This window comes from Nesiotobacter zosterae (assembly GCF_033843645.1).
In the GTDB taxonomy this organism is placed as follows: domain Bacteria; phylum Pseudomonadota; class Alphaproteobacteria; order Rhizobiales; family Stappiaceae; genus Pseudovibrio; species Pseudovibrio zosterae.
The window spans coordinates 50,436-69,523 of the sequence record NZ_JAWXVZ010000007.1; the positions used below are offsets into that span (position 1 = coordinate 50,436).

The following is a 19,088-nucleotide window of genomic DNA, read 5'->3' on the forward strand; positions in this document are numbered from 1 at the left end:
CAGCTCATGCTCCTGTTGCAGTCTGTGGGGCGACTTCTGGGAACATCTCCAAAAAATCCAGTGGTTGATGCTGGGCCTTCCGCTCCACCAAAGGCTTCTGCTCTTTGGGGTTGTGATGCTCGAAGCACTCCAGCTCCCGGTAGACCGTGTTGCGCTGATAGGGGATGCGTCCTGCGCTGCGGATGATCTGCACCATTTCGTGGGCGGTGATTTCCTGACCATGGTCTGACCCCGCGGCTCGAGAAATGCTCTCGTTCATCAAGGTGCCGCCCAGATCATTGACGCCGTAGGCAAGCAAAGCGCGGGCGCGTTCCGCGCCGAGCTTGGTCCAAGACACCTGAATGTTTTCAATCCAGCCATGCAGCATGATGCGGCTCACCGCGTGCATCTTGTCCACTTCGTTGGCGGTCGGCCCCTGACGTACCTTCTCCGGGTTTTCCAGATAAAGCGGGCTGTCCGTATGAACGAAGCTGAGGGGAACCAGCTCCGTGAAACCGCCCGTGTCTTTTTGAATGTCGCGCAGCAAGGCAATGTGGGCGGCCCAATGTTCCGGACCATCAATGTGACCGTACATGATGGTTGCAGTGGTCGGAATGCCTACGCTGTGGGCGGCCCGGATGATCTCCACCCAGTTCTCTGTGCTCAGCTTGTTGCGGGTCAGTTGCCTGCGAATTTCCGTATCAAGGATTTCGGCGGCAGTGCCGGGCATGGAGCCAAGACCGCATTCTTTGAGATCCTGCAGGAAGTCGGCAAACGACATGCGCCGTTTTTGCGCCCCATACCAGACCTCATAGGGGGAGAAGGCATGAAGGTGCATATCCGGTAGAGCTGCCTTGATGGCGAGGCAGATATCCCGGTAGTAGGTGCCATCCATTTTCGGATGGAGGCCTCCTTGAATGCACAGCTCTGTTGCGCCCCGGTCCCATGCTTCCTGAGCGCGGCCCACGATCTGCTCAAGCGTTAGCCACTCTGCGTCCGCATCTTCCGTGCGTTTGGCAAAGCCACAGAACCTGCAGCCCATGTAGCATACATTGGTGAAGTTGATGTTCCGGTTGACAACGAAGCCAACCCGATCGCCATTGGTACGCGCGCGCAGGGCATCCGCTGTGCGCAAAATAGCCTGCAAGTCAGCGCCTTGTGCTTCAAAAAGCGTTTTGCCCTGCGCTTGGGACACTTCGCCGTCATCAAGAACCAGCTCCAAAGCGCTGCGCACGGGCGCGGACAGCCCGGCGGTGTCGACCCCAAGGCTTTCAAGGGAAAGGCTGTGCCGCGTGGATGCCAAAGGCACCACATTGTCAAAAGCGTAGGTCATTGGGTGCCTCCTGCAACCTGGTGGCGGGCAAGGCCATCGGCACGGGCCATGGCTGTTGCGCGGGACACCAACTTTTCATCAAGAAATTGCTGTGGTTTCTTCAGATAGGCGGGATAGACCGTGAGCCGTTCCTGCAGGGTGAGGCCCGCCTTGGCGCTGGACTGTGCAAGCCGGTCGATCTGCGGCCATTCGTGCTGGGGATTGATGTAGTCAATGGTGACGGGCGAAATGCCGCCCCAGTCATTGATGCCAGCGGCAAGATAGTCGGCGTGGCGCTTGTGCAGGTTGGGCGGTGCTTGAATGCTGATCGTGGGGGAAAGCATGAGGCGGGCCACGGCCAGCGTGAGCAGCATGTCATCAAGGGTGGGCTCAGGATGGTTCGCCATGGCGATGTCAGGCTTGCGCTGGAAGTTCTGAATGATGACTTCCTGTATATGGCCGTACTGCCTGTGCGCTTCGTTGATGGCGAACAGGGCTTCAATACGCTCTTCCCAGGTTTCGCCGATGCCGATGAGTAGCCCCGTTGTGAAAGGGACGCTTTTTTGACCGGTGCGCTCAAGCGTTCTGAGGCGTTGCAGGGGCACTTTGTCGGGGCAGGCGTAGTGCGCTTCCCCTTTTTTCGTCAGCCGCTTGCTGATGGTTTCAAGCATCATGCCCATGGAGGCGCTGACAGGACGCAGCTGATCGATCTCATCGTCTGCCAATGTGCCCGCGTTCACGTGGGGCAGCAGGGAGGTTTCATCCAGCACCAACTGGCACATTTCCGCCAGATAGGTCACCAAGGAGTCGTGACCGAGCATGTTCAGCGCCTTGCGCGCCTTCTCATAGCGCAGCTCCGGCTTTTCTCCGAGGCTGAACAGAAGTTCCTTGCAGCCTGCGGCCTCCCCCCGCCGAGCAACGGCCAGCACCTGGTCCGGCGACATGATGGTTGCCTCTGGGTGATCCGGATGTTTGACAAAGGTGCAATACGCACAGGTGTCCCTGCACATATTGGTAAGAGGTACGAACACTTTGCGCGAATACGTCACGGTATCGCCCCAGTGGGCGCGGCGTACTTCGCAGGCCGCTTGCATCAGTTCCTCTAGGACAGCTGGTGAGGCATCAGCGAGCATTTTCGCGTCATGAAGTGAAATCATAAATTTTACCTCCTGATAAAAAATTTATCGGTAGGTAAAAATCTGTCAACTCGGATTTCGTGATGCGCGCAGCAAGATGACCCTAGGTTATTGAAATGATTGAAAATAAAATTTTGCGCAATCAGAGTTCGAATATTACTGGAGAACAGCACAATGATATCGAATTGATCAAAAAGTAGAAGAATGATTAATGTATGTGCGACGGTTGAATATTTTTATTGCTTAAACGAGATTCGGGTCTGAAGGTGCATGATTCATTGACTGGCGACAGTGATTGATGCCGGTGAGGCTGCTCCAGCGAAAAAATTATTTGACCATAAGATAAAAATATATTCCCTTATGACGCTAGGTGATGCGCGGGGAGGGGCCTTGACCTTTATGCTCATTGAAGCGGATGGCAGCAAGTTGCATGGTCCGAAACGACAGATGATCATTTGCGGGAGCGAAAAATGCGAATCCGTTTCATCCATCGTGTTTTGTTCAAGGGGGAGCTGCCGACCCTACGAGAGTACATAATAATTCCGGGAGGAGGGTTTGTAGAGGGCTGAGATGCGCAAATTTTAGCGTATAAAGGCCAAATAATAACCATGCTTACCTGATTGAAATTCTAAATAAAAAACTTTGATGAGCCCAGAAAATGGGCGTTGATACGCAGAGCAGCGCCAATCTGATAAATCAGGATTGTTGACTAGACTGCAAAATCCATCAGAATTTATCAAATGGTCAAAAAAGGCCAGGAGGGGACTATGAGTGAAGCTTCCACATCGGCACCAAATGACTTGAGCGCATTCTGGATGCCGTTCACGTCCAACCGCCAGTTCAAGCGTGAACCCCGCATGTTTGTTGCTGCTGAGGGCATGTACTATACCACGGCGGATGGGCGTCAGGTGCTGGATGGAACCGCTGGGCTTTGGTGTGTGAATGCAGGGCACAAACAGCCAAAGATTGTTGAAGCCATTCAGAAGCAAGTGGCGGAACTGGACTATGCGCCCGCATTTCAAATGGGGCATCCGAAGGCGTTTGAGCTGGCAAACCGGCTGGCCGATCTGGCGCCGGGTGATCTGAACCACGTGTTCTATACCAACTCCGGTTCGGAGTCGGTTGAGACCGCGCTGAAAATTGCCATTGCTTACCATCGGGCCAAAGGGCAGGGCTCGCGCACCCGGCTTGTGGGCCGCGAACGGGGCTATCATGGTGTGAACTTCGGCGGCATTTCGGTAGGCGGGATCGTCAACAACCGGCGTCATTTCGGCAGCCTGCTGACAGGCGTTGATCACCTTCCGCATACGCATCTGCCGGAGAAGAATGCCTTTACCCGCGGAATGCCAGAGCACGGTATGGAGCTGGCTGACGAGCTGGAGCGCATTGTTGCGTTGCACGGGCCGGAGACTGTGGCGGCGTGTATTGTAGAGCCGATGGCCGGTTCGACCGGGGTGCTGTTCCCGCCGAAGGGGTATCTGAAACGCCTGCGTGAGATCACCAAGAAGCATGGCATTCTGCTGATTTTTGACGAGGTTATCACTGCGTTTGGCCGCCTTGGCGCGCCGTTTGCAGCAGACTACTTTGGTGTCCAGCCGGATATGATCACCACTGCAAAGGGCCTGACCAACGGTATTGTGCCCATGGGGGCTGTGCTGGCGAGTGATGAAATCCACGACGCATTCATGAACGGCCCGGAATACATGATCGAGCTGTTCCACGGCTACACCTATTCCGGTAACCCGCTGGCTTCGGCGGCAGGTCTCGCCTCGCTGGACGTTTACAAAGAGCAGCAGCTTTTTGAGCGTGCGCATGAGCTGGCCCCCTACTGGCAGGAGGCGTTGTTCAGCCTGAAGGATCATCCCTTTGTGATCGACATCCGCTGTGGGGGGTTGATCGGCGCGGTAGAGCTGGAGCCGATCGCGGGTGAGCCAACCCGGCGTGCCTTCAGCGCGTTCCTGAAGGCCTATGAAAAGGGTGTGCTGATCCGCACTACGGGCGACATCATTGCAATGTCACCGCCGCTGATCATTGAAAAGCACGAGATAGACACCTTGATCGGCACGCTTGGGGACGTCCTGAAGTCACTGGACTGACACTCTTTTTCGGTGGCGGGGAAACCCGCCGCCCAAAGCCGCACGCGACACTTATAACAACATCACCTTCCGACGCGTGCAGACCGTGAAAATCATCAAGACGAGGGGCGCGCGCACGGCTGCCCGTGACCACTCACGTTTGGGGGAGAGCAATGAGCAATCCAGGGTCCAACCACCGCATCGACGCAGACCGTCTATGGGACAGCCTGATGGCAATGGCCAAGATTGGCCCGGGTGTGCGCGGTGGATGCAACCGGCAAACCTTGACCGACGAGGATGCGGAGGGCCGCCGCCTGTTCACCAAGTGGTGTGAGGAGGCGGGCATGACCATGGCCATCGACAGCATGGGCAACATGTTTGCCCGTCTTGAAGGGACCAATCCGGACCTTGAGCCGGTCATGATCGGGTCGCACCTCGACACGCAGCCAACAGGCGGCAAGTATGATGGTGTGCTGGGTGTTTTGGCAGGCCTTGAAGTGGTGCGCTCCATGCGCGATCAAGGCATCAAGACCGAGCGCTCCATTGAAGTGGTAAACTGGACCAATGAGGAAGGCACCCGCTTTGCCCCGGCCATGCTGGCCTCGGGCGTGTTTGCAGGTGTGCACAGCCAAGAGTGGGCCTATGACCGGGAAGATGCTGAAGGCAAGAAGTTTGGCGATGAGCTGAAGCGCATTGGTTATGTGGGCGAAGAGCCTGTGGGCCAGCGCAAGCTGCATGCAATGTTTGAGTTGCACATCGAGCAGGGCCCTATTCTGGAAGCGGAACAAAAAGACATCGGCGTTGTCACCCACGGGCAGGGCTTGTGGTGGCTGGAAGTGACGCTGACCGGCAAGGACAGCCACACCGGCTCAACCCCCATGGGCATGCGCAAGAATGCCGGTCTGGGCATGGCCCGCATCACCGAGCTGGTGCACCAGATCGCCATGGAAAACCAACCGGAAGCTGTGGGTGCGATCGGCCATTGCGACGTCTATCCCAACTCTCGAAACGTGATCCCGGGCAAGGTGGTGTTCACCATCGATTTCCGCTCCCCACACCAGAACGTGCTGGATGGCATGAAGGCAAAGTTGGAAGCAGAAGCGCCGAAGATTGCTGCGGAGCTGGGACTGGGCATAGAGATCGCTGTTGTCGGACATTTTGATCCCGTGACCTTTGACCCAACGTGCGTATCCAAGGTGCGGGAGGCAGCCGAACGACTGGGCTATTCGCACCAGAACATCATTTCCGGTGCGGGTCATGACGCCTGTTGGATCAATCGACTTGCGCCCACAGCCATGATCATGTGCCCCTGTGTGGATGGTCTCAGTCACAACGAGGATGAGGAGATCACCAAGGACTGGGCCAAGGCGGGGGCCGATGTTCTCTACCATGCGGTGCTGGAAACGGCTGGCATCGTCGAGACAGCCGAGCTTGCGGAATAAAAACAGGGCGCTGCTCTCCCGAACGCGGGATGAGACAGCGCCCTTTCCATAGAAGGAGGGACAACAATGACAACAGTTATCAAGGGCGGCACGATTGTAACCGCTGATCTGACCTATGAGGCGGATGTTCTGATTGAAGGCGATCGCATTGTTGAGATTGGCGAGAACCTGACCGGCGATACGGTGCTGGATGCCAGCGGCTGCTATGTGATGCCGGGCGGGATCGACCCCCACGTGCACCTTGAAATGCCCTTCATGGGGACTTTTTCTGCGGACAATTTTGAGAGCGGTACGCGCGCAGGCCTTGCTGGCGGAACGACCATGGTGGTGGATTTTTGCCTGCCCACCCCGGACCAATCGCTGCTGGAGGCGCTGGAGATCTGGGAGCGCAAGTCGGGCGCGGCGAACTGCGACTACTCCTATCACATGGCGATCACCTCCTGGAACGAGCAGATTTTCAACGAGATGCAACAGGTTGTCGATCGGGGCATCAACACCTTCAAGCACTTCATGGCCTACAAGGGGGCCTTGATGGTGGACGACGACGAGATGTTTGACTCATTCCGTCGCTGCGCGGCCATTGGCGCCATGCCCTTGGTGCATGCCGAGAACGGCGACGTGGTTGCCACCATGCAGCAAAAACTGCTGGAAGAAGGCAACAACGGTCCTGAGGCCCATGCCTATTCTCGCCCTGCTGAAGTGGAGGGGGAAGCCGCCAACCGCGCAATCATGATTGCCGACATGGCCGGCGTGCCGCTCTACATCGTGCATACATCCTGTGAGCAAGCACATGAGGCCATTCGCCGTGCGCGCCAGAAGGGAATGCGCGTGTTCGGAGAGCCGTTGATCCAGCATCTGACACTGGACGAAAGCGAGTACAAGCACCCGGATTGGGACCATGCAGCACAGCGTGTCATGTCGCCGCCGTTCCGCAACAAGGCGCATCAGGACAGTCTGTGGGCCGGCTTACAGGCGAGGTCCTTGCAGGTGGTGGCGACAGACCACTGCGCTTTCTCCATTGAGCAGAAGCGCTTTGGCATTGGTGACTTCACCAAGATCCCCAATGGCACCGGTGGCCTGGAAGACCGTATGCCCATGCTTTGGACCCATGGCGTGCGCACCGGCCGGCTAACCATGAACGAGTTCGTGGCCGTCACCTCCACCAACATTGCAAAGATCTTGAACATCTACCCTCGCAAGGGGGCCATTTTGGAAGGCGCGGATGCAGACATTGTGGTGTGGGATCCGAACCGGTCCAAGACCATCAGCGCGACCAGCCAGCAATCCGTGATTGAATACAACGTGTTCGAAGGCAAGGAAGTGACCGGCCTTCCACGCTTTACCCTGACACGTGGCCGTGTTGCCATTGAAGAAAACATGGTGAAGGCCGAACCCGGAAAGGGCGAGTTCATCGCTCGTGAGGCCTATCCTGCCGTGCATTCGGCGCTCACAAAATGGAAGGAGCTAACTGCGCCGCGCAAAGTTGAGCGCAAGGCGGAGAACATGCCTGCGGGCGTATAAAGACCCTGTGCGCACCCGCCGTCTTGGTGGTGCAAGAGACACTGTCAGGACGGCCTTGAACCGTGCCAGCGAATGACACCAGCAAACAACCAGAGGGGCGTTGGTTGGCACACGTTAGAAACGGGAGCATATCAAATGACCAAATCTGCTGCGACGATGGGGCAGGATGCTTACACCACCGACGAGTTTGGCATTGTCCATCAAAAACTGAGCGGCATTGACGCCGAGCTTTACAATGAAGACCAGCTGCCAACTTCCATGCAGGCTCGCACTTGGGACTGGGTTTCCATCTCGGCCTTGTGGGTCGGCATGGTGGTTTGTATCCCAACCTATTTGCTTGCCTCCTATCTTATCGGTGCGGGCATGTCCTGGGATCAGGCGGTTTTCACCATCTTGCTGGCGAACGCCATCGTGCTCATTCCGATGGTTTTGATTGGCCACGCGGGCACAAAATACGGCATTCCGTTCCCGGTCTTGCTGCGATCGTCCTTCGGCCCGGTGGGCGCAAAAATTCCCGCTGTTGCGCGTGGCATTGTGGCCTGTGGCTGGTTCGGCATTCAGACTTGGGTCGGCGGGTCAGCCATCTACGTGATCCTCAACACCTTGACCAGCGGCGGCATTGCCAGTGATCCGCTGCCCATTCTTGGCATCAATATTGGTCAGTTCATCTGTTTCCTCGCGTTCTGGGGTTTGCATCTTTACTTCATCCGCAATGGCACAGAGTCCATTCGCTGGCTCGAAACCTATGCGGCGCCCTTCCTGCTCTTGATGGGCTTTGCCTTGCTGGCATGGGCCTACTTCAGGGCCGGTGGTTTTGGCGAAATGCTGTCCACGCCAAGCGCATTTGATCCGGGGCAACCAAAGGAGGGGCAGTTCTGGGCCGTGTTCTGGCCAAGCTTGACCGGCATGGTCGGCTTCTGGGCGACATTGGCGCTGAACATTCCTGACTTCACCCGCTATGCCAAGAGCCAGAGGGACCAGTTCATGGGCCAAGCCATTGGTCTGCCTATCCCAATGGCGCTGTTTGCCTTCATCGCTTCTGCCGTGACATCGGCGACCGTCGTGATCTTTGGTGAGGCGATCTGGGATCCGATCCAGCTGGCAGAGCGCATGGGTGGTGCCAGCATCATCATCGCCTTGATCGCGCTTGTCGTTGCTACCTTGACCACCAATCTTGCGGCGAACGTGGTGGCACCAGCCCATGGTTTCTCCAACTTGGCTCCCAAGGCCATCAACATGCGTGTGGGCGGTTACATAACTGCCGGTATCGGCATTGTGATGTTTCCGTGGATACTGGTGAACCACATCGTTGGCTGGCTGATCGCATACTCGGCACTGCTGGGCCCGATCGCGGGTGTGATGTTGGCGGATTACTATCTTCTTCGGAAAACCAAGCTGAACGTGACGGACCTGTTCCGCATGAAGGGCATTTATGAAGGCTCAAACGGCTGGAACTGGGCGGGCATCGGTGCGTTGATCATCGGCATTCTGCCAAACCTGCCGGGCTTCATGGCGGGCGTGGGTCTGGTTGATGGAACCTCAGATTTGTTTGCGACCATCTATACCTATGCCTGGTTCGTTGGCTTGTTTGTGGCCGGGATCGCATATCTGATCCTCGCCAAGATCTTGAACAAGTAAGGAAGCTGTCTTTCAGCGATCGCAGGGCGGGTGCCATGCACCCGCTCTTTTCCAAGTTTGCTCATTTCAAAAAGAGACCGTTATGCCCAAAGCCTACTGGATTGCCCATGTTACCGTGAACGACCCAGAGCCCTATGCTCTTTATGCTGCAGGTGCGACGGAAGCCTTCAAGAAGTTTGGTGCGCGTGTTTTGGCGCGCGGCGGAAACTTTGAATGGCTGGAAGGCGAAAGCCACCCACGCAATGTGGTGATCGAGTTTGACAGCATGAAGCAGGCGCTGGCGTGCTACAACAGTGCGCAGTATCAGGATGCAAAGAAGCACCGGGAAGGTGCGGGCATCGCCAACATCATGATTGTTGAAGCCTCCGAATAAACCCTCTTGTTCCGAAAGTTGAGCCAGAACCTACGCTAAAACGTTGATCTGGCAGGGGATATACCTATTCAAAAACGCGGGTGCTGCACGTTAGAGTAGAATCCAGGTAGTCGCCGGAGCCAGCGCTGTTCCGGTTTTGGCGCATTGAACTGGGTTGTGTGGATGCAAGTGACTGACGTTGTGGTGTTCCCCTGGAACAAGAATTTTGAGACAGGCATTGCCACCGTTGATGAGCAGCACAAGCAGTTGGTGAACCTGTTGAACCGGCTGGCCAGCACGCTTGTTTCCGATGACCCGGTTGGGGTCGCGGTCGTGTTCAACGAGCTTGCCGATTATGCTTCCTATCACTTCGCAGAGGAAGAAGAGGTCTGGGAAACCTACTTTGACGGCGCGGATGATTGGAAGAACGCACACCTGAAAAGCCACGGCTCGTTCTTGCCGAGCGTTCTTCAAATCAAGGAAAAGGCCGCCGATGAACCCTGGCAAGAAGTGACAGAGAAAGTGCTGCGGTTCCTGATCCGCTGGCTGGCCTTTCACATTCTGGACGAAGACAAGAAGATGAGCTTCGTGGTTCAGGCCATGGACAGTGGGTTGAGTTTTTCCGAGGCCAAGGTGGCTGCAGATCAGCAGATGGGCGGTTCCATTCGTGTTCTGATCGAGACCGTCTTGAACATGTATGACGAACTGTCTCTTCACGCCATTGAACTCATTCGGGAGCGCCAACGCCGTATCCTTATTGAAGAAGAACTGAAGCAGCTCAACGAGAAGCTGGAAAAGCTCTCAATTACCGACGAGCTGACGGGGCTTTACAATCGCCGCTACTTCAATGTGCTCATATCTGATGAACTGCGACGGGCTGCGGCTGCCAACAAGCAGGTGGCCTTTCTGTCGTTGGATCTGGACCACTTCAAGCGGGTCAACGACACCTACGGGCATTTGCAGGGCGACAAGGTGCTTCAGGACGTGGGGACCATTCTGGCCCGTCACAGCAAAACGGCAGTCGGTTCCGCGTTCCGCATGGGCGGTGAAGAGCTGCTGATCGTTAGTGTGGGGCATGGACAGGCGGAAGCAGTTAAGTTGGCTGAGCGCGTTCGCGAGGAGGTCGCGACAATCCTGATCCGGGATGAAGCGGGCGGGCCAGCGTGCCGGTTGACCACGTCGATTGGTGTTGTTGCCCGTGTGCCTGCATCTGGCGAGGGGCCAGAGCTGTTCTTGGAACAGGCGGACAGGGCACTTTATCAAGCCAAGCAAGAGGGGCGGAACCGCGTTCGGTTCATGGACTGAACCTTTTTATGGGCCGCCTTCACCTGAGCGAAAAAAGCCGACAAAGGCACGCAAGCACGGATGGCCGCGATAGTCTTTGGGATAGTAGATGTAAAGGGCCGGATACTCGTAGGCAAACTCGGAGAGGGCGGCAACCAGCTTCCCGCTAGCCAGTTCGCGTGCGACCAGCTGATCAGAGGTGAGAATGAGGCCGTGCCCTCGGCGGGCGCGATCCACCAAAACACCCAGGCTGGACGATGTGAGAGAACCTGACACCGGTTGAACCTGTACTTCACCTTCGATCTGAAAACGCCATTCCGCGGTCCGCCGGGAGTCCACGAACCGGTACTGCAAGCAATCGTGCGCGACCAGATCTTGCGGGACTTGCGGCACGCCATGGTCTTGAAAGTAATCTGAAGAGCCCAGCACGACCGTGCGGTGCGGTGGGGAGATCTGCGCTGCGATGACTTCATCATGCAATCTGTGGCCAAATCGGATGCCAGCATGAAACCCCTCTGCTGCAACAGAAACCATCTGATCGCTGAGGGTCAGGTCCAATGAGATGTCGGGATAGGTCGCGTAGAACTCGGCAAGTCGATCTGCGAGACAGACCTCATATGCGATCTCTGGCAAATTGAGCCGCAGCGTTCCGCGGATTTTCTGATCCCGTTCCTGCGTGTTTTCAATGGCGCGCCTGAGCTTTTCAAAAGCTGGAAGGCCCTGTTCCCAAAGCTCATGCCCTGCATCCGTGAGCGTGACAGAGCGTGTGGTTCGCACAAACAAGCGCACGCCCAACTGCTGCTCCAAGGCTCTCAATTGATGGCTGACGGTGGATGGCTGGAGGTTGAGCTCAGCCGCGGCAGCACGCACGGAGCCGCGCTTTGCAATGGTAAAAAAGAGCTCGAGACTGTTTAGAGGCATGCGCTGCATTGTTCGAAAAATGCCAGCAGTATCTTCGATTTTCAAGTTCTTATTTTCAGCAGTTCGTCCCTCTATTTTGACTGTAATGGGATCCGGACACTGGAGGTACACATGACGATCATCAGCAAAAAACTTCAATTTTCCGTAGAGGGCGACGTTCTTCAGGCGGTGCTTTACACCCCGGAACGCGCCGGGAATGGGCCTTTGCCGGGCGTTGTCGTGACCGGAGCGTGGACCACCGTTAAAGAGCAAATGCCAACCACCTATGCCAAGGCCTTGGCGCAGCGCGGCTTTGCAGCACTGGTCTTTGATTTTCGCGGGTGGGGCCAGTCTGCGGGCGAGCCAAGGTATCTGGAAGATCCAGCACGCAAAACGGAAGACACCCGCCATGCAGCGCGCTTTCTTGCCTCCTTGCCGGAGGTGGATGAAGCATCTGTTTATGGCGTCGGGATATGCGCATCTTCGGGGTACATGGCAGACGCTGTTGCCACCGTGCCGGTTCTGCAAAAGCTTGCACTTGTGGCTCCATGGCTGCATGACCCGGAAATGGCGACACAGATTTATGGCGGTCCGGATATGGCGCAGTCTCTGATAGCGGCAGGGCGTGAAGCAGCCAGTGCGGCGGAGCCAACTTACATGGTTGCAGCCAGCGCGACCGATGAGAATGCGCTCATGTATCAGGCCCCATATTACACCGAGACGGACCGGGGCATGATTGCCGCTTATGACAACAAGTTCAACGTTGCCTCCTGGGAGCCGTGGCTGTCCTATGATGCGCAGCAAATTGCCGAGAAGTTGTCGAAGGCGACCTTGATTGTGGCCTCGGAAGCAGCGGCTTTGCCCGCAAGCGCGCATGCGTTTGTAAAGCGCACCCATGCGCCAATTAGCGAAGTCTGGCTTGACGATGTTTCGCAGTTTGACTTCTACGACAAACCGGCAGTGGTGGAGCAGGTTGCGGACGAACTTGCTGTTTTCTTTAAAAGCGAGGGCTGAGGTCATGCAGGACTATCACGCTCTTTGCAATTTGGTGTCCAAGTTTTTTGCTGCGGTCGATCGCCTTGATTGGCCGCAGGTATGTAGCCTCATGGCCGAGACGGTTCGGCTGGATTACCGTTCCTTGACGGGGCAACCGGCAGAGCTGTTGAGGCCGCAGCAGATCACAGAAGCATGGGGCATGATGATGCCCAACTACGACGCCATTCATCATCAGATTGGCAACCTGATTGTTGAGGTAGAAGGCGACGAGGCTACGGTGTCTTGCCACGGGATGGCGTCTCACTTCATAAAAGGAACTTCAGGAAGCGGGCACCAGCTCATCGTCGGCACTTACACGTTCAGGTTGGTGCGTCAGGATAAGGTATGGCGGATCGAAGAAATGACCTTTCACTTCAAGTTCGCGGCTGGCGATCATACGGTTGGTGAAGAGGCAAAGGCCCGGTCCTCTGGCGTTTCCTGAAGACGCTTAAGGCACTGGGCCGTGATGTCACGCAAGCAGGGGAGGCCGCAGGATGCATGACGTCAGTAAAGTGAACGCATGGCTAATAAATGAGGGGCGCACTAAGGGCGACCTGGAGTGGCTGGTTCGAGGCTATTGTGAAGCTCTCGTTGATCTTGGGGTGCCGCTGAACCGCGTTAGAGTGGGGCAGCACCTCGCCAGTCCGCTGCTTAGCGCATGGGGCGTTATCTGGACCCTGGAAGCCGGTACAGCGGCCTACGAGGTGCCGGTTGGGGCGCTCGATAGTGTCGCATGGAAGGGAAGCCCCTTTGAGTACATTGTGCAAGAGCGGAAACTGCTACGGGTACCAATTCATGAGCTCGACCTGGATCAGACGCATAGCGTGTATCGGGAACAGGCAGAAGCGGGGGCGACTGACTTTCTCGCCATGCCATTAGAGTACGGGGATGGCACCGTTCAGGCCTCTAGTTTTACAACGCGGCGGGAAGGGGGCTTTACAGCTGGTGATTTGGCTGCTCTGGGAGCCACACGGCACGCCCTCGCCGCAGCAGCTGAGCCGATGGCCATGCGGCGTTCCATGAATAGCCTGTTATGTACCTACTTGGGGAACGGGCCAGCTTCCGAAGTAATCAATGGAGTCATCCGGCGCGGTGAATACAATCGGATTTCAGCAGCGATCCTGTTTGCAGATCTGCGTGGCTTCACGGCCAAGTCTGAGAGCTGGGGCGAACAGGAGCTACTTCAGGCACTCTGTGACTACTTCGATGTTGTTGTATCTGCCGTGCTGCATCATGGTGGCGATGTTCTCAAATTTATCGGCGATGGTGTGGTCGCGATTTTTCCCGAAGGAGCCAGCCGAGGTGCAGCGGAGGTGTGCAAGCAGGCCGTTGCCGCTGCTCTGGAAGCGCACAATGAGCTGATCTCCTGTAACAAAAGGCGCCTGGACGACGGCAAGCCGGAAATTCAGTTTGTAACCGGCATCAACCATGGGTCCGTGACCTATGGCAATATTGGGGGGCCGGATCGTCTCGATTTCACCGTTGTGGGTCCGGCAGTAAATGTCGCTAGTCGCGTTCAGGAGCTGTGTAAGTCCGTCGGTGCGGAAGCTTTGATGACAGCGGCGGTTGCCCAAGCCGCGAAGGTCGATGCCAGGTCCGAAGGACTGCACTCTATCCAAGGGCTTGCTGAAAAAGTAGAGCTCTACCGGCTGCGATAGGTGCCAGTTCGTTTTGTCGCTCTGCCAAGATTGGGGATGTGAAAGCGGGTTCACGAGCCACACTTCAACATTGCATTGTTCCCGGTCTTGCCTCGAAGACTTGCACATTTTTGGAAAAACACTGTGATTCCCTAGGGTTTTTGCGCTAGTGGCCGGATAGTTTGCCGTGTACGTTAAACTTGAAGGCAAGATACAAATTTAAACTTCTGTTTTGTTGATGGGAAAGAACGTGCAGCAAACCCAAGTTAAAAGTGCAGAGGCATTTCCTTGGACCAAGGAATTCGAAGTTGGCATTCCGGTAATTGATGCTCAGCACCACAAACTGGTCGATCTCATCAACAGACTTTCTGATACGCTTTCTACTGGTGATGAGATGAGCATGTCGAACGTGATCGATGAAACGTTTGACTATGCGGCTTTTCATTTTCAGCAAGAAGAAAAGGTTTGGGCCAAATACTTTGATACCAGCGATGTATGGTACAGGGAGCATGAACTGAATCACAGTACATTTCTGCCAAACATCATGCGCATTGGCGTGGTTGAACAGGACAAGCCTTGGCAGGAGAAGACAGAGAGAGTCTTGCAGATCCTTACACGCTGGCTCACTTTCCATATTCTCGGCGATGACAAGAAGATGGCTAATGTGGTTTTGGCCATGAAAGAAGGCTTCAGCTTTGAGGACGCAAAGAAAATGGTTGAGCAAGATGAATTGGATATGCTTGCCAGCGGCTAACGCATCCAATCAGCGGCTTCAAGGTGTGTGTGATACAACGCTGCGCGGGATCTTTTGATATTGGCCAAAGACGTTTTTCCAGAGACTAAGGGCGCGAAAAAAGTCTCCTGTTTCTTATCGTTGATTGATCAGGGTCATGGCCGGATTTCACGTTCGCATCAAAATGCGGACGTTAAGTAATTTACTCTGGCGGCTTTGATCCGTCCCCTGTCGGCTGCTGCCGTTTTTCTTTGCGAGGTGTCGCAATGGTCAAGTTATTCTTGCAGTCTTGTACCCTGCCGCGTCGCCGCTTCCTTCAGGGCGTTGGTTCACAAGTGCTTGCGGCTTCGGTTGTTTTCTTGGCTGGCCACAAGGTGTCGTTTGCTGACGCCGTTGATCCCATGCGTCGGCGGCGGTGCCCTGAAGATCAGTGCGGCTATACCTACAATCCTGCGCTTGGTGACAGAAGCGGCGGCATCCCCAAGGGAGTCGCCTTCGAGGATCTGCCAAAGGATTGGGTCTGCCCTATTTGTGGAACACCACATGAGGATTGGTAGGGGCAGCTGCGAGTGCTGAAAGCCCTTGCATATTGAAGGAGCAGGCAAGACCTTGCCCTTGCGTTCAACTGGGCTATTTACACCTCCAAAGCACGTCAGCTGATTTATGATCAGTTCTGGCGATGAGTTCGCTTGTTTTTTCGTTATTGTCTGTTGTATTCGTCTGCGTAAAATTTCATGCGCATCCTGTTTTATTTATTCACTATATGGTTCATCATGAGAAATATTTGAGTAGATAACATAAAAAGTGTGATCCAGCGAACAAACTCTACGTAATATATAGTTGACCGTGAACTATTATTTCGCACTGCAGCAATGGTCAGCTGTAGTAACTTCGTGGAGGAGTATGATGGACGTACTACTACTTGACCCCCGTGATTATGTCGGGGTGTCGTTCTGGATCATCTCCGCTGCCATGGTAGCCGCAACTTTCTTTTTCTGGGTCGAACGTGATCGTGCCCACGGGAAATGGAAAACATCCTTGACAGTTGCTGCAATGGTGACGGGTATCGCAGCCATTCACTATTTCTACATGAGAGATGTTTGGGTTGCGACCGGAACCAGCCCGACAGTATTTCGTTATGTCGACTGGCTTCTGACGGTTCCGCTGCAGATTATCGAGTTCTACCTCATTCTAACCGCTATTGCAGTGGTGTCGGTCGGTCTGTTCTGGCGCCTGCTGGTCGCCTCACTGGTTATGCTGATCGCGGGTTATCTGGGTGAAGTGAACCCATCCAGCGCGCTGGCGCTGTGGGGGCTGTTCGTCATCGGCACAGTCGCGTGGTTCTACATCATTTATGAGGTCTTCGCCGGTGAAGCGAGCGAGATCAACGCCTCGCAAGGTACTGTCGCATCCAAGAAAGCATTTCACGCCTTGCGCCTGATCGTGACTGTCGGTTGGTCCATCTATCCTTTGGGATACATCTACGGTTACGCCGCAGGTGGAGACATTGCCGCTCTCAACATCATCTACAACCTTGCCGATTTCGTGAACAAAATCGCCTTTGGTGTGGTGATTTGGGCCGCGGCCACTTCTGACGATGCCAACCAGAAGGCACGTGCATGATGACAGGACGGGCAGAGTGGGTTGACCGCTCTGCCCTCCTTTTCGGGTCCGAGAGGAGTGACAGGCATGACCAACGATAACCTTTTCGTCCTTACTGAAAACGCGGTGTGCGCAGCGGCTGGCGAGAATGGCTTGGTCAGCGAGGCCTACCACTATCATCTCGCCGCAGGTGGGGGGCGCTTCCGTGCAAAGCTCGGGATCCATGCCGGCGAGCGGTTCGCACTTTCGCCGACCACCATCGTGGCATTGGCGGCCAGCTGCGAGTTGCTGCACAATGCATCCCTCATTCACGACGATTTGCAGGATGGCGACAAGTATCGTCGCGGCCAGCAATCCGTCTGGGCACGCTACGGCGCGGACACAGCCATATGTGCCGGTGACTACCTTCTTTCTGCCAGCTACAAGTGTTTGGCAAACGCGCAGACGAACCAGCTTGGCAAACTCATCAGCCACCTGCACGATCGCACCGCCGTGGTGATTGAGGGGCAAGCACAGGATTTGCAATCGGATGCATTGCCGCGCACATCGACAGCGTATCGCAGAACGGCAGAGGCGAAATCCGGCCCGCTGCTGGCATTGCCCCTCGAGCTGGCAGCGTTGGCCGCTGGCCAAGAGGCGTTGATCGAGCCCATTCGCAGTGCCACCACACTTTTTGCTTTGGGCTACCAAATGGCGGATGACTTGAGCGATGCGGCCAAGGACTTCAAGGCGGGTGCGCACAATGTGATCTGGATGTTCGAGCCTGAAACGGATTTTCAAAGAGCCGTTATAGAGGCCGCCCATTTGACACGGACCGTGCTGCAGGAAGCCAAGGAAGCATGTTCCGCCCTTCCGTTTGATCTTGGCAGTTTAATGGTGCGCCATGCGGACAAGATGCTGGCGCAACTGCCAGCGCAGGAGGCGGCATGACCAACGCTGTTGTGATAGGCGGTGGCTTCGGCGGCATTGCGGCTGCGCTGCGCCTCAGGGCCAAAAACTACCAGGTTACACTGCTCGACCGCTGTGATCGCCTAGGCGGGCGAGCGCAAGTTTTTGAAAAGGACGGCTACCGGCACGATGCAGGCCCCACCGTGATAACCGCGCCGTTTCTTTTTGAAGAGTTGTTTGCGCTGTTTGGGCGCAGGCTTGACGATTATGTCGATTTGGTCGCGCTTGATACGTGGTACGAGTTCTACTTTCAGGATGGGGTGCGGTTTCGCTATGGCGGAACACCGGAAGACACCATCAACGAGATAAAGAAGTTGTCACCTCCTGATGCGGAGGGCTACGCCGAACTCCTGCGGACCTCCGAGAAAATCTACAAGGTCGGCTTCCAGCAGTTGGCTGCGCAACCATTCCACAAGCTCTCCGAGATGCTGAGGGTCTTGCCCGCCATGGTGAAACTCCGGAGTGACCGCAATGTATACCAGTTGGTCTCTCGGCATTTGAAGCATGAAAAGCTGCGGCAGGCCTTTTCGATCCAGCCGCTGCTGGTGGGCGGAAACCCGTTCGACACCACCTGCATTTACAACCTGATCCATTTTTTAGAGCGCGCGCATGGCGTGCATTTTGCCATGGGTGGGACAGGGGCCTTGGTAGAGGCGCTGCACAAGCTCATGGTGGAGGTCGGCATCAAGATTGAGCTGGGGCAAACCGTGTCACGGCTTGAGGTCGAGGATAATCGCGTGAGCGCGGTCAGGATGCAAACCGGCCAGCGGATCGGCTGCGATATGGTCGTGTCCAACGCCGACCCCGCGCATTTGTATGGCACCATGATGGGGGCCTCTGAGGCTAAGCTCGGGGCGCGGCTGAAAACCAGATACGCCCGCAAATCCATGGGGCTGTTCGTGCTGTTTTTCGGGACGAACCGTCAGTATCCAGAGGTCGCGCATCACACCATCTGGATGGGGCCGCGCTACAAGGAACTGCTTGCAGACATCTTCAAGAGAAAGGTGCTGGCAGAAGACTTCTCTATTTATCTGCACCGACCAACTGCAACGGACCCTTCTTTCGCTCCGCAAGGCCATGACAGCTTTTACGCATTGGTGCCCGTTCCAAATCTGGAGGCGAAAATCAACTGGGAACGGGAGGCGCCGCGTATGCGCGACCGTGTGGTCGATGCCCTGAGCAAGACCATTGTTCCCGGGCTTGAGCACCATATTCGCTCCGACTTCTGGATGACGCCTGAGGACTTCAAACATGACTATCTGAGCCCCGCCGGTGCCGGGTTTTCCATTGCGCCGATTTTCACTCAGTCGGCTTGGTTTCGGTTTCACAACAAGGCTGAAGGGCCGAAAAACCTATATCTCGTCGGAGCTGGGACCCACCCCGGCGCAGGGCTGCCCGGTGTGCTGAGTTCGGCCAAGGTGGTTGATAGATTGGTGCCACCGGTGAAAGCGAATGTGAACTCTGAACCACGGGCCAGATTGGCGGCGGAATGAT

General features: G+C 55.8%; 17 protein-coding genes. 14 read left to right on the forward strand and 3 right to left on the reverse strand.

Features of this window, described 5'->3' with window-relative positions:
- Positions 1-4: 4 nt before the first annotated feature.
- A complete protein-coding gene (cofH, locus tag Q3Y58_RS11750) occupies positions 5-1,312 on the reverse strand; it encodes a 5-amino-6-(D-ribitylamino)uracil--L-tyrosine 4-hydroxyphenyl transferase CofH (RefSeq protein WP_319622358.1) in 1,308 nt (435 codons plus the stop codon).
- Positions 1,309-2,448: a 7,8-didemethyl-8-hydroxy-5-deazariboflavin synthase CofG gene (gene cofG, locus Q3Y58_RS11755; protein ID WP_319622359.1), complete on the reverse strand. Its 1,140-nt coding sequence runs from the start codon at positions 2,446-2,448 to the stop codon at positions 1,309-1,311. The genes cofH and cofG overlap by 4 nt, the downstream gene beginning before the upstream one ends.
- A 746-nt stretch (positions 2,449-3,194) precedes the next feature.
- On the opposite strand from cofG, the gene aptA reads away from it, so the two are divergent.
- From aptA to Q3Y58_RS11785, 6 genes are all read left to right on the forward strand, one after another.
- Positions 3,195-4,523 carry an omega-aminotransferase AptA gene (gene aptA / locus Q3Y58_RS11760; RefSeq protein ID WP_319622360.1) on the forward strand — a complete coding sequence of 443 codons (1,329 nt, stop codon included), beginning with the start codon at positions 3,195-3,197 and terminating at the stop codon, positions 4,521-4,523.
- Positions 4,524-4,675: 152 nt separating this feature from the next.
- The gene (locus tag Q3Y58_RS11765) at positions 4,676-5,944 is read left to right on the forward strand and encodes a Zn-dependent hydrolase (protein ID WP_319622361.1); all 1,269 of its coding nucleotides are present in this window, start codon (positions 4,676-4,678) and stop codon (positions 5,942-5,944) included.
- A 66-nt stretch (positions 5,945-6,010) separates the two neighbouring features.
- Positions 6,011-7,465, forward strand: coding sequence for a dihydropyrimidinase (hydA, locus tag Q3Y58_RS11770; protein ID WP_319622362.1), 1,455 nt, complete (start codon positions 6,011-6,013; stop codon positions 7,463-7,465).
- Between the two features lie 135 nt (positions 7,466-7,600).
- Positions 7,601-9,103 (forward strand): NCS1 family nucleobase:cation symporter-1, encoded by a 1,503-nt coding sequence (locus Q3Y58_RS11775; protein WP_274219640.1) that lies wholly within the window; start codon positions 7,601-7,603, stop codon positions 9,101-9,103.
- A gap of 82 nt (positions 9,104-9,185) precedes the next feature.
- Entirely contained in the window at positions 9,186-9,476 is a 291-nt protein-coding gene (locus Q3Y58_RS11780; RefSeq protein WP_274219641.1) for a DUF1330 domain-containing protein, read from the forward strand.
- 162 nt (positions 9,477-9,638) lie between these two features.
- Positions 9,639-10,760, forward strand: a complete 1,122-nt coding sequence (locus tag Q3Y58_RS11785; protein ID WP_319622363.1) for a GGDEF domain-containing protein — start codon at positions 9,639-9,641, stop codon at positions 10,758-10,760.
- A 6-nt stretch (positions 10,761-10,766) separates the two neighbouring features.
- Here Q3Y58_RS11785 and Q3Y58_RS11790 read toward each other — a convergent pair whose 3' ends face one another.
- On the reverse strand, positions 10,767-11,705 hold the full coding sequence (locus tag Q3Y58_RS11790; RefSeq protein ID WP_319622364.1) for a LysR family transcriptional regulator: 939 nt from the start codon (positions 11,703-11,705) through the stop codon (positions 10,767-10,769).
- 66 nt (positions 11,706-11,771) lie between these two features.
- Between Q3Y58_RS11790 and Q3Y58_RS11795 the strand changes: the two genes are divergently transcribed.
- From Q3Y58_RS11795 to crtI, 8 genes are all read left to right on the forward strand, one after another.
- Entirely contained in the window at positions 11,772-12,653 is an 882-nt protein-coding gene (locus tag Q3Y58_RS11795) for an alpha/beta hydrolase (protein ID WP_319622365.1), read from the forward strand.
- Positions 12,654-12,657: 4 nt separating this feature from the next.
- Positions 12,658-13,116 carry a nuclear transport factor 2 family protein gene (locus Q3Y58_RS11800; RefSeq protein ID WP_319622366.1) on the forward strand — a complete coding sequence of 153 codons (459 nt, stop codon included), beginning with the start codon at positions 12,658-12,660 and terminating at the stop codon, positions 13,114-13,116.
- A gap of 52 nt (positions 13,117-13,168) precedes the next feature.
- Positions 13,169-14,332, forward strand: coding sequence for an adenylate/guanylate cyclase domain-containing protein (locus tag Q3Y58_RS11805; protein ID WP_274219646.1), 1,164 nt, complete (start codon positions 13,169-13,171; stop codon positions 14,330-14,332).
- 229 nt (positions 14,333-14,561) lie between these two features.
- A complete protein-coding gene (locus Q3Y58_RS11810) occupies positions 14,562-15,065 on the forward strand; it encodes a bacteriohemerythrin (RefSeq protein ID WP_319622367.1) in 504 nt (167 codons plus the stop codon).
- Between the two features lie 245 nt (positions 15,066-15,310).
- On the forward strand, positions 15,311-15,601 hold the full coding sequence (locus Q3Y58_RS11815; RefSeq protein ID WP_319622368.1) for a rubredoxin: 291 nt from the start codon (positions 15,311-15,313) through the stop codon (positions 15,599-15,601).
- Positions 15,602-15,950: 349 nt separating this feature from the next.
- Positions 15,951-16,667, forward strand: a complete 717-nt coding sequence (locus Q3Y58_RS11820; protein WP_274219648.1) for a bacteriorhodopsin-like — start codon at positions 15,951-15,953, stop codon at positions 16,665-16,667.
- A 66-nt stretch (positions 16,668-16,733) separates the two neighbouring features.
- Positions 16,734-17,576 carry a polyprenyl synthetase family protein gene (locus Q3Y58_RS11825; RefSeq protein WP_319622369.1) on the forward strand — a complete coding sequence of 281 codons (843 nt, stop codon included), beginning with the start codon at positions 16,734-16,736 and terminating at the stop codon, positions 17,574-17,576.
- Positions 17,573-19,087, forward strand: a complete 1,515-nt coding sequence (gene crtI / locus Q3Y58_RS11830) for a phytoene desaturase family protein (RefSeq protein ID WP_319622370.1) — start codon at positions 17,573-17,575, stop codon at positions 19,085-19,087. The genes Q3Y58_RS11825 and crtI overlap by 4 nt, the downstream gene beginning before the upstream one ends.
- The last annotated feature ends 1 nt before the right edge of the window (position 19,088 follow it).